The sequence below is a fragment of the Cryobacterium sp. M91 genome, assembly GCF_002929615.1.
Classification (GTDB): domain Bacteria; phylum Actinomycetota; class Actinomycetes; order Actinomycetales; family Microbacteriaceae; genus Cryobacterium; species Cryobacterium levicorallinum.
The window spans coordinates 24,245-43,772 of record NZ_PJJT01000072.1 but is presented as its reverse complement, the minus strand read 5'-3'; the positions used below and the strand labels follow the sequence as shown (position 1 = coordinate 43,772).

General features: G+C 65.2%; 17 protein-coding genes and 1 pseudogene. 11 read left to right on the top strand and 7 right to left on the bottom strand.

Going from position 1 to position 19,528, the window contains the following annotated elements; all coding sequences use genetic code 11:
* The first annotated feature begins 97 nt into the window (after positions 1 to 97).
* The 4 genes from tatA (at position 98) to CXY80_RS20670 (ending at position 2,664) form a co-directional block, all read left to right on the top strand.
* Entirely contained in the window at positions 98 to 340 is a 243-nt protein-coding gene (tatA, locus tag CXY80_RS03900) for a twin-arginine translocase TatA/TatE family subunit (protein ID WP_104131673.1), read from the top strand.
* 41 nt (positions 341 to 381) lie between these two features.
* Complete coding sequence (gene tatC / locus CXY80_RS03895) at positions 382 to 1,137, top strand: twin-arginine translocase subunit TatC (protein WP_104131685.1); 756 nt, start codon at positions 382 to 384, stop codon at positions 1,135 to 1,137.
* A gap of 151 nt (positions 1,138 to 1,288) precedes the next feature.
* Complete coding sequence (locus CXY80_RS03890; protein WP_092451571.1) at positions 1,289 to 2,245, top strand: ferritin-like domain-containing protein; 957 nt, start codon at positions 1,289 to 1,291, stop codon at positions 2,243 to 2,245.
* 104 nt (positions 2,246 to 2,349) lie between these two features.
* Positions 2,350 to 2,664, top strand: coding sequence for a DUF5655 domain-containing protein (locus CXY80_RS20670; protein WP_369828615.1), 315 nt, complete (start codon positions 2,350 to 2,352; stop codon positions 2,662 to 2,664).
* Between the two features lie 11 nt (positions 2,665 to 2,675).
* On the opposite strand, the gene CXY80_RS03885 is transcribed toward CXY80_RS20670, so the two are convergent.
* Positions 2,676 to 4,262, bottom strand: coding sequence for a molybdopterin-dependent oxidoreductase (locus CXY80_RS03885; RefSeq protein ID WP_104131672.1), 1,587 nt, complete (start codon positions 4,260 to 4,262; stop codon positions 2,676 to 2,678).
* 111 nt (positions 4,263 to 4,373) lie between these two features.
* Here CXY80_RS03885 and CXY80_RS03880 point away from each other — a divergent pair, with 111 nt between their 5' ends.
* Entirely contained in the window at positions 4,374 to 6,872 is a 2,499-nt protein-coding gene (locus CXY80_RS03880; RefSeq protein WP_104131671.1) for an RNA helicase, read from the top strand.
* A 149-nt stretch (positions 6,873 to 7,021) separates the two neighbouring features.
* On the opposite strand, the gene CXY80_RS03875 is transcribed toward CXY80_RS03880, so the two are convergent.
* The 6 genes and pseudogenes from CXY80_RS03875 to CXY80_RS03855 all read right to left on the bottom strand — a co-directional run bounded on the left by CXY80_RS03875 (position 7,022) and on the right by CXY80_RS03855 (position 13,096).
* Positions 7,022 to 7,945, bottom strand: coding sequence for a sulfurtransferase (locus tag CXY80_RS03875; RefSeq protein WP_104131670.1), 924 nt, complete (start codon positions 7,943 to 7,945; stop codon positions 7,022 to 7,024).
* A 72-nt stretch (positions 7,946 to 8,017) separates the two neighbouring features.
* Positions 8,018 to 8,521 carry a LysM domain-containing protein gene (locus tag CXY80_RS03870; RefSeq protein WP_158251559.1) on the bottom strand — a complete coding sequence of 168 codons (504 nt, stop codon included), beginning with the start codon at positions 8,519 to 8,521 and terminating at the stop codon, positions 8,018 to 8,020.
* Positions 8,522 to 8,619: 98 nt separating this feature from the next.
* Positions 8,620 to 9,670: pseudogene (locus CXY80_RS03865) on the bottom strand (L-serine ammonia-lyase, iron-sulfur-dependent, subunit alpha); the annotation flags it as partial.
* Between the two features lie 61 nt (positions 9,671 to 9,731).
* Positions 9,732 to 9,869 carry a hypothetical protein gene (locus CXY80_RS20010; RefSeq protein ID WP_233194930.1) on the bottom strand — a complete coding sequence of 46 codons (138 nt, stop codon included), beginning with the start codon at positions 9,867 to 9,869 and terminating at the stop codon, positions 9,732 to 9,734.
* Between the two features lie 336 nt (positions 9,870 to 10,205).
* Entirely contained in the window at positions 10,206 to 11,306 is a 1,101-nt protein-coding gene (locus CXY80_RS03860; protein WP_092451590.1) for an acyl-CoA desaturase, read from the bottom strand.
* 155 nt (positions 11,307 to 11,461) lie between these two features.
* A complete protein-coding gene (locus CXY80_RS03855; RefSeq protein ID WP_233194929.1) occupies positions 11,462 to 13,096 on the bottom strand; it encodes a dolichyl-phosphate-mannose--protein mannosyltransferase in 1,635 nt (544 codons plus the stop codon).
* On the opposite strand from CXY80_RS03855, the gene rsmI reads away from it, so the two are divergent.
* The 6 genes from rsmI (at position 13,095) to CXY80_RS03825 (ending at position 19,516) form a co-directional block, all read left to right on the top strand.
* On the top strand, positions 13,095 to 13,967 hold the full coding sequence (gene rsmI, locus CXY80_RS03850) for a 16S rRNA (cytidine(1402)-2'-O)-methyltransferase (RefSeq protein WP_104131668.1): 873 nt from the start codon (positions 13,095 to 13,097) through the stop codon (positions 13,965 to 13,967). The genes CXY80_RS03855 and rsmI overlap by 2 nt on opposite strands.
* Positions 13,968 to 14,016: 49 nt before the next feature.
* The gene (locus tag CXY80_RS03845) at positions 14,017 to 15,024 is read left to right on the top strand and encodes an NADP-dependent oxidoreductase (RefSeq protein WP_104131667.1); all 1,008 of its coding nucleotides are present in this window, start codon (positions 14,017 to 14,019) and stop codon (positions 15,022 to 15,024) included.
* Between the two features lie 39 nt (positions 15,025 to 15,063).
* Positions 15,064 to 16,635 carry a methionine--tRNA ligase gene (metG, locus tag CXY80_RS03840; protein WP_092451596.1) on the top strand — a complete coding sequence of 524 codons (1,572 nt, stop codon included), beginning with the start codon at positions 15,064 to 15,066 and terminating at the stop codon, positions 16,633 to 16,635.
* Complete coding sequence (locus CXY80_RS03835) at positions 16,628 to 17,632, top strand: TatD family hydrolase (protein WP_104131666.1); 1,005 nt, start codon at positions 16,628 to 16,630, stop codon at positions 17,630 to 17,632. The genes metG and CXY80_RS03835 overlap by 8 nt, the downstream gene beginning before the upstream one ends.
* Before the next feature lie 101 nt (positions 17,633 to 17,733).
* Positions 17,734 to 18,531, top strand: a complete 798-nt coding sequence (rsmA, locus tag CXY80_RS03830; protein WP_233194940.1) for a 16S rRNA (adenine(1518)-N(6)/adenine(1519)-N(6))-dimethyltransferase RsmA — start codon at positions 17,734 to 17,736, stop codon at positions 18,529 to 18,531.
* Between the two features lie 52 nt (positions 18,532 to 18,583).
* Entirely contained in the window at positions 18,584 to 19,516 is a 933-nt protein-coding gene (locus CXY80_RS03825) for a 4-(cytidine 5'-diphospho)-2-C-methyl-D-erythritol kinase (RefSeq protein WP_104131683.1), read from the top strand.
* Positions 19,517 to 19,528 lie beyond the last annotated feature (12 nt).

Below are 19,528 nucleotides of genomic sequence, written 5' to 3'. Positions count from 1 at the left end.
CCTTACGGCCGCAGGAAATGCTGAGCTTTTCCCGGATTTGTCGGTGCTGCGGCGGATACACTGCTGCACGACCGACTTGATTCGAAGGAGAATTCATATGCTGGCCAACCTGACCGGATGGCATTTTCTGATCATTCTCGTTGTGATCCTGTTGTTGTTCGGCGCGCCGAAGCTGCCAGGGCTCGCCCGCAGCCTCGGCCAGTCGATGAAGATCTTCAAGAGCGAGATCACGCCGGACCGCAACAGTGAAACTCGGCCAGCCGACGACACCGACGGCAGCACGAGCGCCCACAGCAGCCCCAGTACAGACTCGCGCGGCGCACCACACCCGAAAGCCTGATGGTGGTTCAGGGGGTTCGCAGCACTCCCGACAAGAGCAAAATGTCGCTCGGGCAGCATCTGCTGGAATTGCGCAAGCGCCTCTTTCTCGCCGCTGCCGGGATCCTGGTCGGTGCGATTGCGGGCTGGCTGCTGTCCGGATTCGTCTGGGACGGGCTGCGCGAGCCGATCTATGCCATCGTTCGGGCGCAGAACCGCAACGCGCAGATCAACTACCCCGACATTACGAGTGCGTTCGACCTGAAGCTGCGCATCTCGTTCTACGTCGGGTTGATCGTCTCGAGCCCGATGTGGCTCTACCAGATCTTCGCCTTTCTGGTCCCCGGGCTGACCCGCCGCGAGAAGCAATACACCTTCGGATTCTTCTTCTCGGCCGTTCCTCTATTTCTGATCGGCTGTGCGGCTGGCTGGTACGTGCTGCCGCACGTCGTCGAGCTCATGACGAGTTTCGCGCCGCAGCAGGACGCAGCGCTCATCAACGCCCAGAACTATTTTGATTTCGTGCTCAAACTCATGATCGCCATCGGCATCGCGTTCGTGCTGCCGGTGTTCATCGTGCTGCTGAACTTCGCCGGGGTGATCAGCGCCCGTTCGGTCATCAAATCCTGGCGGGTGGCCATCCTCGTGATCATTCTGTTCACCGCCATCGCGACGCCGGCCGCCGACGTCGTATCGATGTTCCTGCTCGCGGCGCCCATGGTCGCGCTCTACTTTGCCGCCTACGGCATCACCGTGCTGCACGACCGCCGGGCCGCCCGGCGCCTGGCTCCCGTCGGAGCGGACGGGCTGCTGCTCTGATCGTGGATCAGCATCCGCTTAAAGCGCACGTACTCCTTATCGTTTGCTTACGTCCGTGTCCAGCCGTTGGGGCGATCTGTTTTGCGCGGGTAGGTTGACGAGGTCTGTTCAGACACGCTCGGCACATTCATACAACGTCAGGAGAACAAGGATGTTCGATCAGGGTTTCATTACGAATGCCATCAACCGCAGTGCAGAGAATTCCACGGACCGCCGCAACTTTCTGCGGGCTGCCGGTGTGGCCGGCTTCGGCGTGGGAGCGGCGGTACTCGCCACCGGCGGTCCGGCGCTCGCGGCGGAAGCTGCCGTGGCACCAGCAGCCGCGCCCAGCGACGCCTCCATTTTGAACTTCGCACTCAACCTTGAATACCTCGAGGCTGAGTTCTACCTGCGCGCCACGACCGGCAGCGGGCTGCCCGACGGCCTGACCACAGGAACCGGAACCCGCGGCGGGGTGACCGGCGGTCGCATGGTGCACTTCAAGACGGCCATTATCAAGAAGTACGCCGACGAGATCGCCGCCGACGAGAAGGCGCACGTGGCCTTCCTGCGGTCAGCGCTCGGCAGCGTCGCCGTGTCCCGCCCCAAGATCAACCTCGATGCGAGCTTCACTGCTGCCGCCCAGGCGGCCGGGCTGGTCAAGCCGGGGCAAAAGTTCGACGTCTACGCCAACGAGGCGAACTTTCTGTTCGGTGCCTTCATTTTCGAAGACGTCGGAGTGACCGCCTACAAGGGCGCAGCGCCCCTGATCTCGAACAAGACGTTCCTGGAGGCGGCGGCTGGCCTGCTCGCGGTCGAGGCATACCACGCCGGTGTCATTCGCAGCACGCTCTACGCGCTCGGTATTGCCCTGCCGTCGGTCTACACGACCGCCCAGGCGATCTCCGATGTGCGCGACGCCGTCGATGGTTCGTCCGACCTCGACCAGGGCATTGGCAACGCGTCGAAGGCGAACCTCGTGCCGACCGATGCCAACGGTCTGGCTTTCAGCCGCAGCGCCGCCCAGGTGCTCAATATCACGTATCTCAACGCGGCCCCGGTGCGTTCGGGCGGGTTCTTCCCGGCCGGCGTCAACGGCGTGATCAACACGAGCGGGGCCAACGGCTAGTCGGTCGTCCTCGAACGGGGAGCGTCACGCGGCGCGGGACTTGCGCCAGTGCGCGGTAGGCGCAACTCCGGCGCAGCCCCCGCGCGACGGGTGGCGCGGGAGTTCTGGCCACGCCCGAACTCCCGCGTTTCGGCGCGTCTCCCGCGCACCGTGCTCGCCCGGCCTCACCCCGCTACCCGAATTCCCGCGTTCTGGCGCAGCCCCCACGCGTCTCGCTGCGGCGCCACAGGCCATTCGCCCTGATCGCAGCGGCGAGCGTCAAGCGCCTGCAGTTGGGCGTCAATCTGGCGGATGCCTCGCCCACCGACCGATTGCTGCTGGCCGGCGGGATATGCACCCACACGTTGTCGGTGACGAGTCTCGCCGAGGTCGACCCGGAGCTGCTCGGCTGGCTGCGCGCCGCCTATGAGGGCAACTGACTCCGAATGAACTACGAGACAGACACCGAGATTTCGTGCAGTCCGGTGGCGCCGTCGGGGGCGACGTCGGCTGTGGCCGACGTTTGAACGAGGCCAGCGGCATCCGTTGCCCGCACCCTTACGGTGTGGTCGCCGGCGATGGCGTTGGTCCAGGTGTACGCCCACTGCCGCCAGGTGTCGACTGAGATCGCGTCGGCGAGCGTAGCGTCCTGCCAGGGGCCGTCGTCGATCTGCACCGCGACGGCGCTCACGCCCACGTGCTGGGACCAGGCGACACCGGCAATGACGACCGACCCGGCCGTAGCCGACGTTCCGGCGCGCGGTACGTCGATGCGCGAGGAGACTTTGACCGGCCCGAGGGCGGACCAACCGCGCGGCGTCCAGTAACCCTGCTCATCGGCGAAGCGCGTGAGCTTGAGTTCCACCACCCACTTTGTCGCTGACACGTAGCCATACAGGCCGGGTACCACCATGCGCACCGGGTAGCCGTGTTCGAGCGGCAGCGGTTCGCCGTTCATGCCGACCGCCAGAATGGCGTTGCGCCCGTCGGTCAGCGCCTCGATCGGGGTGCCGGCGGTGAAACCGTCCTGGCTTCGGGAGAGCACCATGTCGGCCCCGGTCTGCGGTTTCGCCCGGGCTAGCAGCTCGCGAATCGGATAGCCGAGCCAAGTGGCATTGCCGATCAGGTCGCCGCCGACATAGTTGGAGACGCAGGCGAGCGTCGTTGTGCTCTCTTCGAGCGGCAGGGCGAGCAGTTCGGCGAAGTCGATCTCGACCTCGTTCTCGACCATTCCGGTGATCTTCAGCCGCCAGTCGCGCGGGTCGATGCGCGGCACGCTGAGGGCGGTATCGATGCGGTAAAAGTCGGCGTTCGGGGTGATCAGCGGGGTGATTCCCGCCACGTCGAGGCTCGCCCCGGCCGGTATGGCGGCTTGTCGAACGGATGCCGGTGGCAGCGTGAACAGCGCGCGCGCGGCATCCGCTGCCCGGGTCGCTGCGGCGCTGATCTGGCCGCCGGCCAGGGCGAGCAGCCCGATGCCGGCGGTCACGCCGGTGTAGACGAGAAACCGACGACGGTCAGGGCGGTTCAGGTCGCGGGGTGCGCCGGCCGGTTCCGGCGCGGACCGCGGCAACCGGGTCGTGAGAAGGGTCAGCGCGATCGCCGCGACCCCCATGGCGGCGACGGCGGGCACCACGTCGAGGGTAGAGGCGCTCGAGCGGGACAGCGCCGCGAACAGGGCGATCCCCCCGATGAGTACGACGAGCAGTCGGCCGAACGGCGGGCGCCGGCTCTCCAGGATTCCGGCGAGGGCGGCGAGTACCAGCAGCACGAGCACGATGGTGACGATCAGCACGATCTTGTCGGCCGTGCCGAACAGGCCGATCACCAGGTCTTTGACGCCGGCAGGAACGATGTCGATGACGAGCGCGCCGACCGTGAGTACCGGGCTCGCGCCGGGGGCGATCCACGCGGCAGTCAGCTCGGCCAGCCCGAGGCCAGCCAGCGCCGCGGCGAGCCCGGCAGCCGCCGGGCGCCAGAGTGACCGGGCACGACTTGGCGTGGCAACAGCAGCGGTGTCCGGGGTGACGTAGACCATGTCGCCAGCCTAGAACGGGCTGCTGTGATTACCACCCAGCGGGGGCGCAGGATCAGTTTCGTCAGACATCCGTCACATCTTGTGCGCGCGGTAGTGCAGTCTTGAGGGACTATGTCTGTGCTTGAACGCCTCGAAAACGAAACCGACCCCGATGTTCTCTTCGAGGCGTTCGAAAGCTGGGCGGCCGAGCAGGGCCTCACCCTGTACCCGGCGCAGGAGGAAGCGGTCATCGAAATCGTCTCCGGTGCCAACCTCATTTTGAGCACACCGACCGGAACCGGCAAGTCACTCGTGGCTGTCGGGGCCCACTTCGCCGCGCTCTCGGCCGGCAAGCGCAGTTTCTACACCGCGCCGATCAAGGCCCTGGTGAGCGAAAAGTTCTTCTCCCTGGTGGAGACCTTCGGAGCGGAGAACGTCGGCATGATGACCGGCGATTCGAGCGTCAACGCCGATGCTCCGATCATCTGCTGCACGGCGGAGATCCTCGCCAACCTCGCGCTGCGCAACGGTGAGGACACCGAAGTCGACCTCGTCGTGATGGACGAATTCCACTTCTACGGTGACCCGGAGCGCGGCTGGGCCTGGCAGGTGCCGCTGCTGTTGTTGCCGCGGGTGCAATTCATTCTCATGTCGGCCACGCTCGGTGACGTGAAGTTCATCAGCGACGACCTGTCCCGGCGTACCGGACGGGACACGGCCGTCGTCACCGGGGTGGAACGCCCGGTCCCACTCAGCTACTACTACGAGCAGACGCCCGTGCACGAAACCGTCGAAGAACTGCTGCACACCGACAAAGCCCCGGTGTATATCGTGCATTTCTCTCAGGCGGCCGCCCTGGAACGCGCCCAGGCCCTCGCGAGCGCCAAGGTCGCCTCCCGCGAGCAGCGTGATGTGATCGCCGAACTGATCGGCGAGTTTCGGTTCACCACGAGTTTCGGCAAGACCCTGTCGCGGCTCATTCGCATGGGAATCGGCGTGCACCACGCCGGCATGCTGCCCAAATACCGTCGGCTGGTCGAGCAGCTCGCCCAGCGCGGCTACCTGCGCGTGATCTGCGGCACCGACACCCTCGGCGTCGGCATCAACGTGCCCATTCGCACCGTGCTGTTCACCGCGCTCACCAAGTACGACGGTGTGAAAATGCGCCAGGTCAACGTGCGCGAGTTCCATCAGATCGCCGGGCGGGCCGGGCGGGCCGGCTACGACACCGCCGGCACGGTCGTGATCCAGGCGCCGGAGCACGAGAGCGAGAACCTCAAGGCCATTGAAAAGGCCGGCGACGACCCGAAGAAGAAGCGCAAGATCGTGCGCAAGAAGGCACCCGACGGCTTTGTGTCCTGGGGCGAACCGAGTTTTCGCCGACTGGTCGACGCCGAACCCGAGACCCTGTCGTCGAGCATGCAGATGACCGCGGCGATGCTGATCAACGTGATCGGGCGCGGCGGCGACGCCTTCGCGCACGTGTACTCGCTGGTCTTCGACAACCACGAACCGTGGCGGCGACAGCTGGTGCTGGCCCGGCGCGCGCTGGGCATCTACAAGACCCTCCGCGAAGCCGGAATTGTGGAGCAGAGCGCGAGCGGCAGCATCCGTTTGACCGTCGACCTGCAGGCCAACTTTGCGCTCAACCAGCCGCTCTCGCCGTTCGCGCTGGCCGCGTTCGAGCTGCTCGACCCCGAAGCGCCCACCTACTCGCTCGACATGATCTCGATTCTGGAATCTACCCTGGACGACCCGCGGCCGGTGCTCATGGGGCAGCAGTTCGCCGCCCGCGGTGAAGCTGTGAATGCGATGAAGCGGGAAGGCATCGAATACGACGAGCGGATGGCGCTGCTCGAAGAGATCACCTACCCCAAGCCCCTCGAGGAGCTGCTGAACTACACCTTCGAGACCTACAAGGCCTCCCAGCCATGGATCGCCGACTTCGAGCTGCGACCGAAGACCGTCGTGCGCGACATGTATGAGCGGGCCATGTCGTTCGGGGAATTCATCGCGTTCTACAAGCTCGCCCGCAGCGAGGGTGTCGTGCTGCGCTACCTGTCTGACGCCTACCGGGCGGCCCGACAGACCATTCCCGACGAGGCTAAGAACGAAGACCTGCTCGACCTGATCGAATGGCTCGGCGAGCTCGTGCGCCAGGTCGACTCGAGCCTGCTCGACGAGTGGGAGGAACTGCTGCACCCCGATCTCGCCGTGCACGCCGCCGAATCGCACGCGATTCTGCCGCCGCCGCCGCGCCGCCTCACCACCAACACGCGGGCCTTTCGCATTCTGGTGCGGAACGAACTGTTCCGCCGGGTGCAGTTGGCCGCACTCGAGCACTACGACCAGCTCGGCGAACTGGACCGCGAGCACGGCTATTCCAGTGACGTCTGGGCCGAGGCGATGGATGGCTACTTCGCCGAGCACAATGAGCTGCTCACCGGCGGCAACGCGCGCAGCTCCGACCTGCTCATGATCGAGGAGGGCACCGAAGAGTGGATCGTGCGCCAGATTCTCGACGACCCGGCCGGGGACCACGACTGGGGAATCAGCGCGAGCGTGAACCTCGCCGACTCTGACGAGCTCGGCGAAGCCGTCGTGCGCGTCACCGGGGTCAACCGGCTGTAGCGCGGCTCCGCGCCCTTAACCGCGCCCGCGCCCTTAATCGCGCACAGGGTCTTGACCGCGCCCACGCCCGAGACTGGTAGCCGCTACGGTAACGGGCATAGCGGCTACCCAGATCGGGCGTGCGCGTGCGGTGTCGGCGTGCTGCGCCGCTACGCGCCTGGACCGCTCAGTGGCGCGGCCGCGTCGGCCGTCCATTCGTTGAGCGACCCGTCATAGATCGAGACGTGCTCGTTGCCGGCGCGGATGAGCGCGAGAGCGCTGGCCGCCGCGGCGATCCCGCCGCCGCAGTAGGTCACGAGGTGAGCGCTTGAGGTCACGGTGGGCGCGAGGGTCGCTTTGAGCGCGTCACCACGGAGGAACGCGTTCGTGACGGGGTCGACGAGCTTCGCGGCTGGCAGGCTGATGCTGCCCGGAATGTGCCCGGCGCGCGGGCGGGTTCCGGCCGTACCGGCGAACTCCGCCGGCGGTATGGAGCAAACGAGGGCGGCATCCGCGTGGCCGGCGACGATCGACTCGACAAAGCTCTTGTCGACCCACAGCTCGGGCCGCGGCGTTGCCACAAAGCCGCCGGAGAATCTTGGGTGCGTGCCGCCGGCGACCCGCGGGCGTACGGCGCCGGTGGCGTACGGGCGCGTTTCGGCGTGCCACTTGGTCAGGCCGCCGTCGAGCACGGCGACATTGTCGTAGCCGAAGGATCGGAACAGCCACCAGATGCGCGCCGCCCATTGACCGACGACGGCGTCGTAGACGACCACCGTGGTCTCATTGTCAATGCCGACGGATGCTGCGGCCGCTTCAAACAGTTCGGCGTTCGGCCGCGAGAAGTCGAATTCGCCGGTCGGGTCGGAGAAAACGTCGAACAGGTCGGCGAACACGGCACCGGGGATGTGTCCCTTGGTGAGGTAGTCCTCGCGCCCACTGAGGTAACGCGGCCCATCGGGGGTGACGGGTGCCAGGGCAAACACGGTGGCGTCGAGAATGACCAGATTGTCGGAACCGAGATGGTCGGCCAGCCATTGCGTGGACACAATGGGGCTGGACACGACGAGCGAGGATGGCACGGGTGAAGTCATAATTCAAGGCTAGCGGTGGCCGCCGACACCGGCCGGAATCGGAGTCGGTTCAGGTCGTTCAGAGACACACAGCTACAGCGTCGTGGTCCAATCGAGGTTGATTTTCTGTTTGATGTAGATGTTCTCGCCGAGTCCGGGCACGGAGGGATTCATGGTGAGCAATAGCTGCACCGGGATATTGAATCGCTGGGCAATATCGAAGAATGCGTCACCTTCGATGACCGTGTAGGTGAGCAGCGCGCCGGCACCATCGGACATCGTGGTGCCGCGCGCGCCGGGTGTGCTGCCGAGGTCGACGGCCGGCCCCTGGGGCAGCGGCACGGGTTCCGCGTTCGGCACGAGATCGGGTACTTCCGGGTTGGGAATCAATGCCGCTTCCTCCGTGGGTGTCGGAGTGGGCGTGGGCGTCGGGGTGGGCGTCGGCGAAGGCATCGGTGCGACGCTCGGCGTGATGGTCACCGTCACCGCGGGTGCTGGTTCACCGGCGCAGCCGACCAGCGCAACGAGCAGGAGGGCAGCGACGGCGATGCCCGGGGGGCGACGTGCGAAAACGGTGCGAATGGTGGAACCCTTCAAAGAAAGACGGTGCGGCCCGGCCGACCCACGCGTTCAGCTAGCTTAGGGGGAGACCGGTCCGGTCGGACAGGCATCACTACCCCCATTTGGGGATCAGATCAGCACTCGATCACGTTGACCGCGCGGCCACCCTTGCTGGTTTCCTTGTACTTCGTCATCATGTCGAGTCCGGTTTGGCGCATGGTTTCGATCACGGTGTCGAGGGAGACCAGGTGTGTCCCATCGCCGTGGAGCGCCAGCCGGGCCGCCGAGACGGCCGTCGACGAGGCGATGGCGTTGCGTTCGATGCAAGGTACCTGGACCAGGCCGCCGACCGGGTATCAGGTCAGTCCAAGGTGATGCTCCATCGCGATCTCGGCCGTATTTTCGACCTGGCGCGGTGTGCCGCCGAGCACGGCACAGAGCGCACCGGACGCCATGGCACACGCAGCTCCGACCTCGACCTGGCAGCCGCCCCGTTGGTCGGCGCGGTGACACGCGGCCGCCGGCCGCATTCTCTTCGTTGACCGCGAGCGCGAAGGCGTGCAGCCACTCGGTCGAGGTGTCCCGGTCGTGTGTGGGCAGGCGGTCATATTCCTCTAAGCGCATACGTACCGCTGCGGCCCGACGCTTGACCTTGAGTCCGCCCGGCAGCGTGCCCTCGGCGACCAGGCCGGCTTCGACACAGACGTGCATGGCGTCCCAGATGGCGTCGAGTCCGGCATCGAATGCGGCGCTGCCATGGATGGCTTCTTCGTTGCGGCGCGCGACCTCGCAGATGCTGAGCTTGTGCGCGTCGCACAGCGCGAGCAATTCGGCACTGGACTCGAAGGGGATCGGCTGCTGAGGAGCGGCCACGCGAATCTGGTCGCCGTCGTGCCGAATAAAACCGCCGCCGATGAAATAGTACGTCTCCTCGAACAGCGCCGTCGAGTCGTCGGTGCCAAACGGATCGGCTCCAAACGCGGACAGGGTCAGCGCGTTCGGATGCCCGGGGAGCCGGGTATGCGGTTCGAAGTGCACATCACTCTGGAGGATCGGGATCGTGTGCCCGCCGAGCAGCGTGATGGTCGCGCCGGTGTCGAGGCCGGACCAGGCCGCGCGCACGTCACTCGGATCGCAGGTTTCGGGTCGAAGCCCCCGGAGGCCGGCCAGGACGGCGTTGCGGGTTAATTACTTGAGCCTCCCTTGCGGTAATAAGGGGGCTCACTAGCTGGGGGCGAACCGTTCGTTAGGCGATCGTGAAGGTGATGGTCGCGATGTACGGGTTGACGGTGTTGCCATAAACGCCGGCGAAGTTGGAGCGGAAAGCGTTGGCCGGAACGGGTATTTCCCCAGCATCGAGGGCGACCCAGGCGCCCACTCCCACGCTCGTGTCTGCCTGCGCCGCCAGGGCGAAGGCGCCCTCGGCGCGAGAGCAATGTGAACGAAGTCAGACTCAAGTGGGGGACGGATGCCCAGGGTTCCGTCATCGATGGCCTGGGCCGACTGTGGAATGGCCAGGGCCAGACCAACCGGCGCGAGCAGGGCGGCGGCCAGTAGCAAGCTCTGACACCAAACAATACCCATTTGACACCGAACAGCACCCATTTGACACATTCTCAGAAATGGTCCAGCTGCGATGCACGAAGGCCGCCTCCGGAGGGACGGCCTTCAGGTTTTCGGTGCTGCGGAACTAGTGCGTGTGGAACTAGTGCGTGTGGAACTAGTGCGTGCGGAACCGTGCGGTCATCGGGCAGTCGAACGGGTCACGAGCGGCCAGGCCGACCTTGTTGAGGTAAGCGATGACGATGCCGTAGCTTTCGAAGACGCCGGTCTCGGTGTACTTCACGCCGTGCGACTGGCAGTATTCCTTGGCGATTTCCTGCGCCTTGCGCAGGTGCGGTCGGGCCATGTTCGGAAACAGGTGGTGCTCAATCTGGTAATTGAGCCCGCCCATATAGGTGTCGATAAAGGTACCACCGCGAATATTGCGGCTGGTCAGCACCTGGCGGCGCAGAAAGTCGACCTTGCTTTCGGCCGGAAGCTGCGGCATCCCCTTGTGGTTGGGGGCAAAGGACGCACCCATGTAGACGCCGAACACGGCCATCTGCACGCCGACGAAGGCGAAGGCCATGCCGAGCGGCAGAAAGAAGAAGATGACGGCGAGGTAGAGCGAGATGCGGGTGACGAGCATCGTGATCTCGATCCAGCGCTGGTCGACCTTGTGCTTGCCGAAGACCGTCTTGAAGCCCTGAATGTGCAGGTTGATGCCCTCGAACATCAATAGCGGGAAGAAGAAGTAGCCCTGCTTGCGGGTGACGAGTGCGCCGAGGCGGCTAACCTTCTTGGCGTCTTCCTCGCGGAACACGATGAAGTCGGGCTCGATGTCGGGGTCCTTGCCGATGACGTTCGGGTTGGCGTGGTGCCGGCTGTGCTTGGTCATCCACCAGGCGTAGCTGATGCCGACGAACAGGTTGGCCAGGATGCGACCGGCTCGGTCGTTGGCTTTGCCGGAGGTGAACACGGCACGGTGTGAAGCTTCGTGCGCCAAGAAAGCGAACTGGGTGAAGATGAGGCCGAGGGCTGCGGCGATGATCAGCTGATACCAGGTGTCACCGAGCAGAACGAAACCGGCAATAGCGCCGCCCGTGGCGACGACGAGGATGGAGAACACCATCCAGTAGAAACCGGTGCGCCGGCCGAGCAGGCCCAGATTGCGCACGGTGTGCAGGAGTGCGGAGTATTCGGTTGTGGGGTTCTTGGTGTCTCCACCCGGGCGGGTCCTGATGATACGGACCGAGGGTGCGGCTAGTGCTTCCGACATGAGGCCTTAGTGGATCGGGACTTCTCAGTCGGGACGTGAGCGATTACTCGTCGTGCAGATAGTCGTCAGTCTACGGTTGTCCGACCGCGATTCGTGCTTTATTCACACAGCATTCCCAGTCATTATATGCCAAAAATGGAATGTATTCGACCGTTCTATCGCCAACTTGGCATCCATACATGCAGTTGCCAAAACAGGAAGGATGTCTGCATTCCGGTCCATACCGGGAAGAAAAACGCTGTGAGCAGCAGGGCGACGCCGAGGCCGACGATGACCGCCCGAAGAGCCCCAAGCTGAGGTTGGGGATCGTATTCCGGTACCTGCGAATGTGCTGAATGCCTGCGTTTGGGCCGCGCCTGGTCGGGAATTTGCTTCAGTACCAGGCCAATGACGAAGGTGAGTCCGAGCAGCAGATACGGTTCGAAGGCGATCGTATAAAACTGAAAAACCGTGCGGTTGAGGTACATCAACCACGGTAGGTAGCCGGCGACCATGCCCATCAATATGAAACCGACCCGCCATTCCCGATACCGAGCCAGCCGGTAGACGAGGTAGAACAACGCTGCCGTCGCCGCCCACCAGATGAGGGGGTTACCGACCGACGTGATGGCCTCAGAGCAGCTCTGCAGCTGGCAGCCGAGTTCACCCGAGCTGGAACCGCGGTAGTACATGCTGGTCGGTCGGGTCATGAACAGCCAGGACAACGGGTTTGCCTGGTACGGATGCGGTGTGGCGAGCCCCACGTGATACGTGTACGCAGCCGCCTGGTAATGCCAGAAGCTCTGCAGGGTATGCGGAACCCAGGCGAGCGGACCGGTCCAGACGGCCCCCGCCCCGTCGGCCCCGGTCGAATCGGCCCATTGGCGGTAGTACCCACCGCGCGTGACAAACCAGCCGGTCCAGGAAACCAGGAACGTCATGACGGCAATCGGAACCAGCAGCAGAAACGTGACCGGGGCCTGTTTGAGGATGGCGGCGCTGAGCCAGAATGACACGCCATTACGGCGCCGGGCCAGCGCATCCACGACGACGAGGTAGATGCCGAACGCGGCGAGAAAATAGACGCCGGACCATTTCACCGAGCTGGCCAGACCGAAGGCGAGGCCGGCGGCGAGCAGCCAGGGCCGCCACCACAGCGCCGGACCCCAGCCCTGCTCACGGAGCCCGGCCAGTCGGCTGGCCAGTCGAGTCGCGTGCCACTCGCGGTCCAGCAAGATTGCCCCGAAACCGAGCAAGGCGAAGAACATCACGAAGTTGTCGAGCAGCGCCACGCGGCTCATGACGATGGCGTGACCGTCGATCGCGAGCAGAAAACCGGTGATCAGGGCGAGCAAGCGGGACTGAAACAGCTTCTGCGCCACGAGCATGATGAGCACGACCGCGAGCACCCCCACCACGACCGTCGCCAGCCGCCAGCCCCACGGGTTGCCGGGGCCGAGCAAATTCATGCCGAGCCCGATGAGCCATTTTCCGAGCGGTGGATGCACGACAAAGGACGGGTCGGTTGTGAATATGTCGGTGTGGCCCGCCTCGAACTGAACGTTGGCGTCTGCCGGCCAGGTGGACTCGTAGCCGTTATTGAACAGGCTCCAGGCGTCCTTGACATAGAACGTCTCGTCGAAGACGAGCGCGTGCGGCACACCGAGGTTCCACAGCCGTAGCACCGCGGCCAGGAGGACCACTGCGAGGGGAGCGCCCCAGCGAACCCATCGACTAGTAGCGAGCACGTGACCATCGTACAGAGGGACCGAAGAACGGATGCTCGGCTGGTGCTGCGAGAATTGCAGCATGATCATTCTTGCTGCCACCCCGATCGGAAACCTCGGCGACGCCTCCCGGCGCCTGATCGAGACCCTGAGCACCATCACCATCGTGGCGGCCGAAGACACCCGCGTCACCGTTCACCTGCTCAAGGCCCTCGGCATCGAGAATCGGCCCAGACTCATTGCCCTGCACGATCACAACGAACGCGGCAAGGCCGCCGAACTGGTCGAACTGGCTCGCGACACGGACATTCTCGTACTCAGCGACGCCGGCATGCCCACCGTCTCTGATCCCGGCTTTCATTTAGTGGATGCCGCGGTCGCCGCCGGCGTGCAGGTAACCGCCCTGCCCGGCCCGTCCGCCGTGCTGACCGCCCTCGCCGTGTCCGGGCTGCCGACCGACCGGTTCACGTTCGAGGGGTTCCTGCCGCGCAAACACGGCGAGCGGGTCAAACTGCTGCGCGATCTCAGCGCTGAACGCCGCACTATGGTCTTCTTCGAATCGCCCAATCGCCTGGCGGACTCGCTGCTCGACCTCGCCGCAACGCTCGGCCCTGACCGCCGCGTCGTGGTCTGTCGCGAGCTGACCAAATTTTTTGAGGAGGTCAAGCGCGGCACGGCAAGCGAACTGGCCGATTGGGCGGCAGCGGGGGTGCGTGGCGAGATCTGTGTCGTCGTTGCCGGTGCGGAAGTGCGGGTGCTGGACCTGGCCATGGGCGTGGCCGAGGTGCTGGATTTGGTGGCTGGCGGCATCCGCTTGAAAGAAGCTGCGGCCGACGTGTCCGCGGCCAGCGGACTTGGCAAGCGTGAACTGTACGAGCACGCGCTGCAGGCGAAGGCCGGCCCGGGAAAACCTGCCGTAAAAAAACCGGAATACCCGAGTCCTCTTCAGCGTTAGGTTCGATAAGTGTAAGTCGCACGGTCGCGACCAACCTCGGGAGGTTCTCATGTGGCGCTCGGTGCAATTCTCCCGCTATGGGGGGCCGGAAGTTCTCGATCTGGTCGAGATGACCGCGCCGGTTCCTGGTGTCGGTGAGGTGGTCGTTGAGGTCATGGCGGCAGGCCTGAACCCTGGCGAATCCAGTATTCGGGAAGGGCGACTCGACAACGAGTGGCCTGCGCACTTCCCGGCAGGACAGGGCAGCGACTTCGCCGGCTTTATCGCGGGCGCCGGAGCGGGCGTCACCGGGTGGAAAATCGGCGACGCGGTGCTCGGTCACACGGTGCGCGGTTCCCAGGCGAATTTTGTCACAGTCCCGGTAGGGAACATCATTCACAAGCCCGAGCGGTTGCCGTGGGAGATCGCCGGCAGCCTTTACGTTGCTGCAGCGACCGCGTGGCAGGCGGTCTCCGGCGCGAGCCCCGGCCCGGGTCGCACGGTGCTCGTGCACGCCGCACACGGTGGTGTCGGCGTGATCGCGGCACAGTTGGCCAAACGACGCGGAGCCCGAGTTATCGGCACCGCCAGCCCGAACAGTTTTGACTACCTGCGCCAAATCGGCGTGATACCGGTGGAATACGGTCCAGGATTCGACGAGCGGTTGCGGCGGATTGCGCCCGATGGTGTTGATACCGAGCTGAATCGCCTGGGCGACAACGGACTGATGAATGTTGACTCGACCGACACCGTCGTGCTTGAGAAGATTGCGCGCCTGATCGCCGACCATCAGATCGTGATTCCGGTTGCCGCCATTTACCCATTCGAACGGGTGCGGGACGCCTATCGGGAGCTGGAAGCTGGGCATGCCCACGGCAAGATCGTGCTGTGCATGATGCCAGTCGAGTATGCGCACCAGAAGGTACGTGGCATCGACGTGCGCGAGAGCGAGGTAACGAAGGATGTCCCGAACCGCCCGCCGGTTCCGCCCATCCACGAGGCGCTCCCGCCGGTCTTCGGCCACCGACACCACCTGGCAGCCGCCGGCCCAGCGGCGGAGAGCTCCCACAGCGAGTAACAAAACGTCAGGTCCGCACGCTGCGCATAAGATGAACGCATGTCCGCAGGCTCTTTTTACATCACCACGCCCATTTTCTACGTGAATGATGTGCCGCACATCGGGCACGCCTACACCGAGGTCGCCGCCGATGTGCTCGCGCGCTGGCACCGGCAGTCGGGCGATGACGCCTGGCTGCTCACCGGCACCGACGAACACGGCCAGAAGATTCTGCGCACCGCCACCGCCAACGGCGTCACGCCGAAGGAATGGGCCGACCGGCTGGTCGAGACCGCGTGGAAGCCGCTGCTGGAGACCGTCAATATTGCCAACGACGACTTCATCCGCACCACCGACGAACGCCACGAGGTGAACGCGCAGAAGTTTCTGCAGCACCTGCACGACGAGGGCCACATCTACACCGGCGAGTATGAGGGCTACTACTGCGTCGGCTGCGAGGAATACAAGCAGACCACCGACCTCGTCGACGGCACCGGCGAATACGCCGGCCAACCGGTCTGCGCGATCCACTCCAAGCCGGTCGAACTGCTGCACGAGAAGAACTACTTCTTCAAGATGAGCGCCTTCGCCGACCGTCTGCTCGCGCTCTACGAAGAAAACCCTGACTTCGTGCAGCCGGAAGCGGCCCGCAACGAGGTCATGTCCTTCGTCAAGCGCGGCCTGAGTGACCTGTCGATCTCCCGCTCGAGCTTCGACTGGGGCATCAAAGTGCCGTGGGACGAATCGCACGTCGTCTACGTCTGGTTCGACGCGCTGCTCAACTACATCACCGCGGCCGGCTACGGCCAGAACGACGAGGAATTCGCGAGCCGCTGGCCCGCGACCCACATCGTCGGCAAGGATATTCTGCGTTTTCACGCCGTCATCTGGCCGGCCATGCTCATGGCCGCCGGTATCGAGGTACCCAAGCAGGTCTTCGGCCACGGCTGGCTGCTGGTCGGCGGCGAGAAGATGAGCAAGTCCAAGCTCACCGGTATCGCCCCGAGCCAGATCACCGACACTTTCGGCTCCGATGCCTTTCGTTACTACTTCATGCGTGCCATCAGCTTCGGCCAAGACGGTTCGTTCAGCTGGGAAGACCTCTCGGCCCGCTACCAGTCCGAACTCGCCAACGGCTTCGGCAACCTCGCCTCCCGCGTGATCGCCATGGTCGTGCGCTACTGCGTCGGCGTTGTGCCGGCCGCCGGCGAGCTCACAGCCGATGACCTCGCGATTGCTGCCACCGAACAGCGGGTGACGGATGCCGCGGCGCAAGCCATCGAGACCCTCGCCATCCACGACGCCCTCACCAGCGTGTGGGAACTCGTCGACGAACTCAACGGCTACATCACCCTGCAGGAACCGTGGGCCCTGGCCAAGAACCCGGAAACCCGGGCGCGCCTGGAGACCGTGCTGCACACGGCCGTGCGCGGCCTCGGCACCCTCACCGTGCTGCTCTCTCCGGTCATTCCCATTGCCACCGCCAAGCTGTGGACCGCCCTCGGCGGCGACGGCGCCCTCACCGACCAGCGCGTCGACCGGGCCTGGGAGTGGACCGGCGGCGCCCAGGTCAGCCCGCTCGAACCGCTGTTCCCGCGCATCGAATCGATCGTGGAGCCAGCCGATGCCTAATGACGCGGTGCCTAATGACGGGCCTGCTCCTGACGGCATCGACGGCTACGGCAGTGCCATTCGCCGCCGCGACAATACCGCGGGCCGCGACCTGAGCTACCCACCGCTACCGGAGCCACTCACGGTTCCCGTCTACGACAACCACACCCATCTCGAAATCGCCGATGGGGAGCATCCGCTCAGCTATCGGGAACAGCTCGACCGCGCCTCGAGCGTTGGCGTGCGTGGTGTGATCCAGGTCGGCGGAGACGTCGAAACCTCACGTTGGTCGGCTGCTGCTGCCCGGATCGAGCCGCGCATGCTGGCCGCCGTCGCGATCCATCCCAACGAGGCACCCGATCTCGAGGAAGCCGGAACTCTCGACGACGCCCTCGCCGTGATCAACGAACTCGCCGGCCAGCCGCGCGTGGTCGCGGTCGGGGAGACCGGCCTCGACTTCTTTCGTACGGGTCACGACGGTCGCGCCGCCCAGTTCCGCTCCTTCGAAGCGCATATCCGCATCGCCAAGGAGCACAACCTTGCACTTCAAATTCACGACCGCGACGCCCACGAGGCCGTGATCGAAACTCTGCTTCGGGTTGGCGCCCCCGAACGTACGGTCTTTCACTGCTTCTCCGGCGACGCCGACATGGCTCGGCTGTGCGCCGAGCACGGCTGGTATATGTCCTTCGCCGGCAATGTCACGTTCAAGAACGCCGGCAACCTGCGGGAAGCCCTGTTCGCCGCCCCGCGCAACCTGCTGCTGGTCGAAACGGATGCCCCCTTTCTCACGCCGCTGCCCTACCGTGGCCGGCCCAATGCGCCGTACCTGCTGCCCAACACGCTGCGCGGCATGGCCGCCCACCTCGAAACGGATGTCTCCCTGCTCTCCGCGCAAATCACCGCCAACACCGAGCTGGTCTACGGACGCTGGGACGCCGAGCCCGTCACCGCTGCCTTCGCCGCCCCAAACGACGAGCAAAATCCCGATCAGGCCCCACTCGGCGGCCTCGCATGACCGGCCGCCACTCCCCGGAGCCCGTCCCCGCTGACCCCGCCATCGCGGCCAAGCCCACCAAGACGCTCCTCGGCCCCGCCGAGATTCGCGACCTCGCCGAGATGCTCGGAGTCAACCCCACCAAGAAGCTCGGCCAGAACTTCGTCATCGACGGCAACACCGTGCGGCGCATCGTCAAGGTCGCCCGGGTCGCGCCGGGTGACACCGTTGTCGAGGTCGGCCCGGGCCTCGGCTCACTCACCCTCGGCATGCTCGAAATCGGCGCGGCCGTTGTCGCCGTGGAGATCGACGACCGCCTCGCCGAGCAGCTTCCGCTGACGGTCGATCTCATGCAGCCCGGTGCTGCGCTCACGGTCATCCGCGCCGACGCCCTCAAGATCACCGAACTGCCCGGCGACCCGACCCGGCTCGTCGCCAACCTGCCCTACAACGTGTCCGTTCCGGTGCTGCTCTACCTGCTCGAGCACTTCGATTCGATTCGCGCTGGTGTGGTCATGGTGCAGGCCGAGGTCGGCGAGCGTCTCGCCGCTCCTCCCGGCAACAAGGTCTACGGCAGCCCAAGCGTCAAAGCCGCCTGGTACGGCGATTTTCGCACCGCCGGCAAGGTCAGCCGCCAGGTGTTCTGGCCGGTTCCCAACGTCGATTCGATCCTGATCGCCTTCGATCGTCGCGCCACCCCGCTGGAATCCGAGGAACTGCGGCTGAAGACCTTCGCGCTCGTCGACGCCGCTTTTCAACAGCGCCGCAAGATGCTGCGCCAGTCACTGTCGGTCGTTCTCGGGGACTCGTCGGCGGCATCCGCTCTCATGTCGGAGGCCGGAATCGACCCGACCACCCGCGGCGAACAGCTGACCGTGCACGACTTTCTTGCCATCGCCCGGGTCTGGATACCGGCCTAGCACGAGCGTGCTGTCCGTGCGGGTAGACAGGCTGGGCTAAGTTAAAAGCATGATGACGACCGCCGGCAGCCCCGTTGTGCACGCGCGGGCTCCCGGCAAAATCAACGTCTTTCTCAAGGTCGGTGCCGTCATGGAAGACGGCTACCACGACCTCGCGACGGCCTACCAGGCCGTTTCCCTGTTCGAAGAAGTGCGCGCCACGCCCGCTACCGACTTCTCGGTCGAATTCAGCGGCAGCATCGACGCCTCCGGCCTCGCGACCGGCGGCACCAACCTCGCCATCAAGGCCGCTCGGGCCCTGGCCCGCAAGGCGGGCTATCGCGGCGGCGTGCACCTCGAGATCGAAAAGAACGTACCCATTGCCGGTGGAATGGGCGGCGGCTCCGCGGACGCCGCAGCCACCCTTCTAGCCTGCGACGCGCTCTGGGGCACCAACGCCACCAAGGACGAGTTGCTCGGGATCGCCGCCAAGCTCGGCGCCGACGTGCCGTTCTCCTTCACCGGCGGCACCGCGATCGGCACCGGCCGCGGCGACCAGCTCAGCCCGGCGCTGGCCAAGGGCAAATTTCAGTGGGTGCTCGCCCTCGCCGACTTCGGTATGTCGACACCCGGTGTTTATCAGGAACTCGATCGGCACCGCGACCGCCACGCCCAGGATATTTTTCCTGCCCAGCACCAGCCCTCCGTCGACGCAAACGTGCTGCAGGCGTTGCGGGCCGGCGACCCGCACATGCTCGCCGACGTGCTGCACAACGACCTACAGGCCCCCGCTCTGCACCTCGCGCCCGGCCTCGGCAAGGTGCTGCAGCTCGGTGAAGAAAACGGAGCCCTCGCCGGTATCCTCTCCGGCTCCGGCCCGACCGTGGCCTTTCTGGTAGCGGATGCCGACAGCGCGCTCGAATTGCAGGTCGCGCTCTCCGCCTCCCGCCTGCGCGTCGTGCGCGCCACCGGCCCGGTGCACGGCGCCCGCCTGATCAACGACTAGTCCGGAATCGTA

Coding starts and splice junctions, on each gene's coding strand:
- tatA (WP_104131673.1), top strand. CDS start 98: ATGCTGGCCAACCTGACCGGATGGCATTTTCTGATCATTCTCGTTGTG.
- tatC (WP_104131685.1), top strand. CDS start 382: ATGTCGCTCGGGCAGCATCTGCTGGAATTGCGCAAGCGCCTCTTTCTC.
- CXY80_RS03890 (WP_092451571.1), top strand. CDS start 1,289: ATGTTCGATCAGGGTTTCATTACGAATGCCATCAACCGCAGTGCAGAG.
- CXY80_RS03885 (WP_104131672.1), bottom strand. CDS start 4,262: ATGGTCTACGTCACCCCGGACACCGCTGCTGTTGCCACGCCAAGTCGT.
- CXY80_RS03880 (WP_104131671.1), top strand. CDS start 4,374: ATGTCTGTGCTTGAACGCCTCGAAAACGAAACCGACCCCGATGTTCTC.
- CXY80_RS03875 (WP_104131670.1), bottom strand. CDS start 7,945: ATGACTTCACCCGTGCCATCCTCGCTCGTCGTGTCCAGCCCCATTGTG.
- CXY80_RS03860 (WP_092451590.1), bottom strand. CDS start 11,306: ATGTCGGAAGCACTAGCCGCACCCTCGGTCCGTATCATCAGGACCCGC.
- rsmI (WP_104131668.1), top strand. CDS start 13,095: ATGATCATTCTTGCTGCCACCCCGATCGGAAACCTCGGCGACGCCTCC.
- CXY80_RS03855 (WP_233194929.1), bottom strand. CDS start 13,096: ATGCTGCAATTCTCGCAGCACCAGCCGAGCATCCGTTCTTCGGTCCCT.
- CXY80_RS03845 (WP_104131667.1), top strand. CDS start 14,017: ATGTGGCGCTCGGTGCAATTCTCCCGCTATGGGGGGCCGGAAGTTCTC.
- metG (WP_092451596.1), top strand. CDS start 15,064: ATGTCCGCAGGCTCTTTTTACATCACCACGCCCATTTTCTACGTGAAT.
- CXY80_RS03835 (WP_104131666.1), top strand. CDS start 16,628: ATGCCTAATGACGCGGTGCCTAATGACGGGCCTGCTCCTGACGGCATC.
- rsmA (WP_233194940.1), top strand. CDS start 17,734: ATGCTCGGAGTCAACCCCACCAAGAAGCTCGGCCAGAACTTCGTCATC.
- CXY80_RS03825 (WP_104131683.1), top strand. CDS start 18,584: ATGACGACCGCCGGCAGCCCCGTTGTGCACGCGCGGGCTCCCGGCAAA.